Raw genomic sequence first — 4,277 nt, forward strand, 5'->3', positions numbered from 1 at the left:
GTCGTGGACGCATCTGGTGGGGATCGCGGTGGGGCGGCCGGTGGAGCCGGAGACGGTGATTCCCGAGAGCTGGCGGCAGGAAGTGTTCGCGCGGACCCGGCAGTTGGGGCCGATGCGGATGACCGACGGGCGGTGGCCGGTGTCCTGGGCGGAGTGGGAGGCGGGGTACGACCCCGCGGACCGGCTGGATCAGGCGATCCTGGCGACCAGGCGAGCGGTGTTCCCGTTGCGGGGGCTGTTGGCGTAGCGCTGGTGAACGGGTCCTCCGATTACGCCGACTGTGCGGTGTTTCCGGGGTTTCCGGGACGTTCGCGAGGGTCGTGCGACAGCATCGCTCGGGTGTTGAGCACCGCCGCGCTGCGCGCCCATCTGGTGAGGACCGGTCTTGCCGGGACCGTGGCCACGACGCGGGAGGACAGTCTGCGGAGTTATCGGCTGTTCGCGGCCCGCGATCCCCGGGTGCTGATCGGGCTCGATCCCGAAAGGGACTGGCGTCAGAGGGACTTGATCGAGCTGATGGCGGAGAGGTGCGGGGTTTCGGCCGACCCCGCGCACACCTTCGGCCATGATGTGATCGACCCGGAGCTGACGCTCACCGCGCTGGGTGCCTTCGCGGACCGGCTCGGTGCGGTCGCCCGGCACGGCGAGCCCGTGCTCCTCGGCACCGGGCACCCGCACCGGCTGCTCGGTTTCTACGCCGCCCTGGCGGACGCCCTGTCGGCGGCGGGGTGTACCGTCCTCACCCCGGCGCAGGGTCGCTGTGTCGACATAACGACCCGGTTCGGGGTACGCACGCACCACCTCGCGTACGTACGAGGAGTCGCCCTGGTCCGGCCGCCCGGCGGTGAACGCACCGGTTGTGAGCCCGGCGCACATACGCACTCGCCGCTCCCGGTTCGGCTGGCGCTCGCCGCGGCCGCCGACGCCGGCGGCCCGCTGCCGAAGCTGGTGATCGGTGATCATGGGTGGGTCTGCGGAGCAGGTCAGCTGGGGTTCGAGGCCATGGGGCCGGCCGACACGAACGACCCCGCGCTCTTCGTCGGACAGGCCGAGGGGCGCGTGTCCGTCGTCGTTCCACTTGATGACGCCGTGCGGCCCGCCCACTACCGCCCGCTGGCCCGCTACGTACTCAATCGAGCGTGTCTGTCACAGTAGGCCGCCGATGGGTACACCTCTTCCCCACTCGCATCACACGCCCCTAGTCTGGGGAGTGAGCACGCAGCGACGAAGAGTCACCGGAAGGGGAAGCCGGTGGCCGTCGCGTGCGGAAGGTTCAGGTGTGTCATGGCTGCAGCTGGCGAAAGGCCTCTGAACGAGGTGCAGTTCCTTACCGTGGCGGAAGTCGCCGCGGTCATGCGAGTGTCGAAGATGACCGTGTACCGGCTGGTGCACAGCGGTCATCTGCCCGCGATCCGTGTGGGGCGGTCCTTCCGCGTCCCGGAGCAAGCGGTTCACGAGTACCTCCGTGAGAGCTACGTGGGGGTGGAAACCGCCTGACGGCGACCTCGATTTACGACCTCAGCACTCGGGCAGGTAGGGTAGAGCCCCTCGTAGGTCGTGTGGGCCCATGGCGCCCAAACACCGAGTGATGAAAAGTGAGCGAGGGTAGTCGTGGGCTCTGTTATCAAGAAGCGGCGCAAGCGGATGGCCAAGAAGAAGCACCGCAAGCTGCTCAAGCGCACCCGTGTCCAGCGTCGTAACAAGAAGTAAGACGCCGGTCGCTACGAGGTACGCGACAACGCGAAAGCGTGTCTGTGGCCCCCCACCGCACCCGGTGGGGGGCCATGCGCGTCTCGGGCGGCCGGATGCCGGGCGGCCCGGTATGTTCGTACCGACGTGCCCATCGTCGCTTCGCGCATCCGGCGGCCATCACAGCGCAACACCGACCCGGTAGGTTGGCCGCACGCGGGGAAACCGCACACGGGTGCGCGGCGGGACCAGGCGGGAAGGAAGGCACTGATCTTGGGACAGGTCGTGCTCGTGACCGGAGTGGCCCGCCCGCTCGCGGGCCGGTTCGTACGGCGTATCCAGCGTGACCCGCAGGTCGACCGGGTGGTCGCCGTGGACGCGGTCGCGCCCGAGCACCACCTGGGCGGCGCCGACTTCGTCCAGGCGGACATCCGGCAGCCCACGATCGCGCGCGTGCTGGCCGAGACGTCCGCCGACACGGTCGTGCACATGGACGTGACCGGTACCGCGCTGGGCAGTGGCAGCCGGGCCGCGGTCAAGGAGACCAACGTCATCGGCACCATGCAGTTGCTCGGCGCCTGCCAGAAGTCCCCGTCGGTCAAGCGGCTGGTGGTGAAGTCCAGTACCAACGTTTACGGCTCCGCGCCCCGGGACCCGGCCGTGTTCACCGAGACCACCCCGGCCAAGTCGCTGCCCAGCGGCGGCTTCGCGAAGGACACGGTGGAGGTCGAGGGGTACGTACGGGGCTTCGCCAGGCGGCGGCCGGACGTCGCCGTGTGCGTGCTGCGGTTCGCCAACATCCTCGGCCCCTCCGCGGACACTCCGCTGGCGTCGTACTTCTCGCTGCCGGTCCTGCCGACGGTGTTCGGCTACGACCCGCGGCTGCAGTTCGTGCACGAGGACGACGTGATCGAGGTGCTGCGGATCGCCTCGCACGAGCCGCGCCGCTCCACGCTCAACAGCGGCACGTTCAACATCGCCGGCGACGGCGTGCTGCTGCTCTCGCAGTGCGCGCGGCGGCTCGGACGGCCCACGGTGCCGCTGCCGCTGCCCGCCGTCACGTGGGCGGGCTCGCTGGTGCGTACGCTGGGAATGACGGACTTCTCACCCGAGCAGATCCGGCTGCTGACCCACGGCCGGGTCGTGGCGACGGACCAGATGCGCGACACCCTCGGATTCGAACCCAGGTACACGACCGCGGAGACCTTCGCGGAGTTCGCCCGCAGCCGTGGCCCCGGGCTGTTGCCGCCGGAGGCCCTTGCGGGGGCCGTCGACAGGATCGCCGAGCTGTCCCACCTGGGCAGTGGCCACTCCCAGACCCAGAGCGCCGACTGAGGAGCGCAGCAACCATGGCGGACGCCAAGGTCATTCCGTTCGACGACGACCGGTCCCGCGGGGGCTCCGTACAGCGGCCGTCGCGACGCCGGGGCACGGGCAGCCGGCACACCGGCGGCGAGCCCGCGGCGGTCCGCGAGGTCAGGGCCCTGCCCGGCGGGGAGGCCGCGCAGGAGGATGTCCCCGTGACCACCGAGGAACAGCCGCCGCAGCCGTCGGGCCGGCCGGCGCGGGACGACGGAATGGAGCAGCGCGTCGCGAACGGCCTGGCGTTCCTGCGCCGCCGGCTCACCGGGGACTACGACGTCGACGACTTCGGCTACGACGCCGAGCTCACCGAGCAGGTCCTGATGTCCCTGCTGCGGCCGGTGTACGAGAAGTACTTCCGGGTCGAGGTGAAGGGCATCGAGAACATCCCCGCCAAGGGCGGTGCGCTGATCGTCGCCAACCACTCCGGCACGCTGCCGCTGGACGGGCTGATGATGCAGGTCGCCGTGCACGACCACCATCCCGCGGACCGGCATCTGCGGCTGCTCGCGGCCGACCTGGTCTTCGTGCTGCCGGTGGTCAACGAGCTCGCCCGCAAGCTCGGTCACACCCTCGCCTGCACCGAGGACGCCGAACGGCTGCTCGGGGAGGGGGAACTGGTCGGGGTGATGCCGGAGGGCTTCAAGGGCATCGGGAAACCTTTCAGCGAGCGCTACAAGCTGCAGCGGTTCGGCCGCGGCGGCTTCGTCTCCACCGCTCTGCGCCAGGGCGTGCCGATCGTCCCGTGCTCGATCGTCGGGGCCGAGGAGATCTATCCGATGATCGGCAACGCCAAGACCCTCGCGCGGCTGCTGGGCTTCCCGTACTTCCCGCTGACGCCGACCTTCCCGTGGCTGGGCCCCCTGGGCATGATCCCGCTGCCGACGAAGTGGACCATCCAGTTCGGCGAGCCGATCCCGACGGACGGCTACCCGCCGGAGGCGGCCGAGGACCCGATGCTGATGTTCAACCTGACCGACCAGGTCCGCGAACAGATCCAGCACACGCTGTACAAGCTGCTGGTGCAGCGAAGGTCCGTGTTCTTCTGAGCCGTTCTCCTGGTCTGTTCTTCTGACCCGGGTTTTCAGACCTGAGCCGCCCTACGGCGACGGGGGTGCCCCCTCACCAAGGGCACCCCCGCCGCCGTACACCCGCTACTTGGCGTCCTCCGCCTCGATGCCGAGGCCGGGCAGCAGGCCCGGGAGCAGGGGCGGGATGGTCACCTC

The 4,277-nt window shown here is 70.0% G+C and carries 5 protein-coding genes and 1 pseudogene; all 6 read left to right on the plus strand.

What is annotated here, in order from left to right; translation table 11 throughout:
• Nucleotides 1-247: pseudogene (locus tag C1I97_RS32370) on the plus strand (acetoin utilization protein AcuC); the annotation flags it as partial.
• Between the two features lie 92 nt (nucleotides 248-339).
• Entirely contained in the window at nucleotides 340-1,155 is an 816-nt protein-coding gene (locus tag C1I97_RS32375; RefSeq protein WP_111006606.1) for a phosphatase, read from the plus strand.
• Between the two features lie 129 nt (nucleotides 1,156-1,284).
• A complete protein-coding gene (locus tag C1I97_RS32380; protein ID WP_007443703.1) occupies nucleotides 1,285-1,497 on the plus strand; it encodes a helix-turn-helix domain-containing protein in 213 nt (70 codons plus the stop codon).
• A gap of 114 nt (nucleotides 1,498-1,611) precedes the next feature.
• Nucleotides 1,612-1,710 (plus strand): 30S ribosomal protein bS22, encoded by a 99-nt coding sequence (locus C1I97_RS32385; protein ID WP_003948845.1) that lies wholly within the window; start codon nucleotides 1,612-1,614, stop codon nucleotides 1,708-1,710.
• 252 nt (nucleotides 1,711-1,962) lie between these two features.
• Complete coding sequence (locus C1I97_RS32390) at nucleotides 1,963-3,024, plus strand: NAD-dependent epimerase/dehydratase family protein (protein ID WP_111006608.1); 1,062 nt, start codon at nucleotides 1,963-1,965, stop codon at nucleotides 3,022-3,024.
• 14 nt (nucleotides 3,025-3,038) lie between these two features.
• Complete coding sequence (locus C1I97_RS32395; protein ID WP_111006609.1) at nucleotides 3,039-4,100, plus strand: lysophospholipid acyltransferase family protein; 1,062 nt, start codon at nucleotides 3,039-3,041, stop codon at nucleotides 4,098-4,100.
• Nucleotides 4,101-4,277: the final 177 nt, after the last annotated feature.

Source organism: Streptomyces sp. NTH33, from assembly GCF_003236365.1.
Taxonomy (GTDB): Bacteria; Actinomycetota; Actinomycetes; order Streptomycetales; family Streptomycetaceae; genus Streptomyces.

What these genes read in the sequence shown, in the direction of transcription:
- C1I97_RS32380 (WP_007443703.1), top strand. Translation starts at nt 1,285, where the DNA reads ATGGCTGCAGCTGGCGAAAGGCCTCTGAACGAGGTGCAGTTCCTTACC.
- C1I97_RS32395 (WP_111006609.1), top strand. Translation starts at nt 3,039, where the DNA reads ATGGCGGACGCCAAGGTCATTCCGTTCGACGACGACCGGTCCCGCGGG.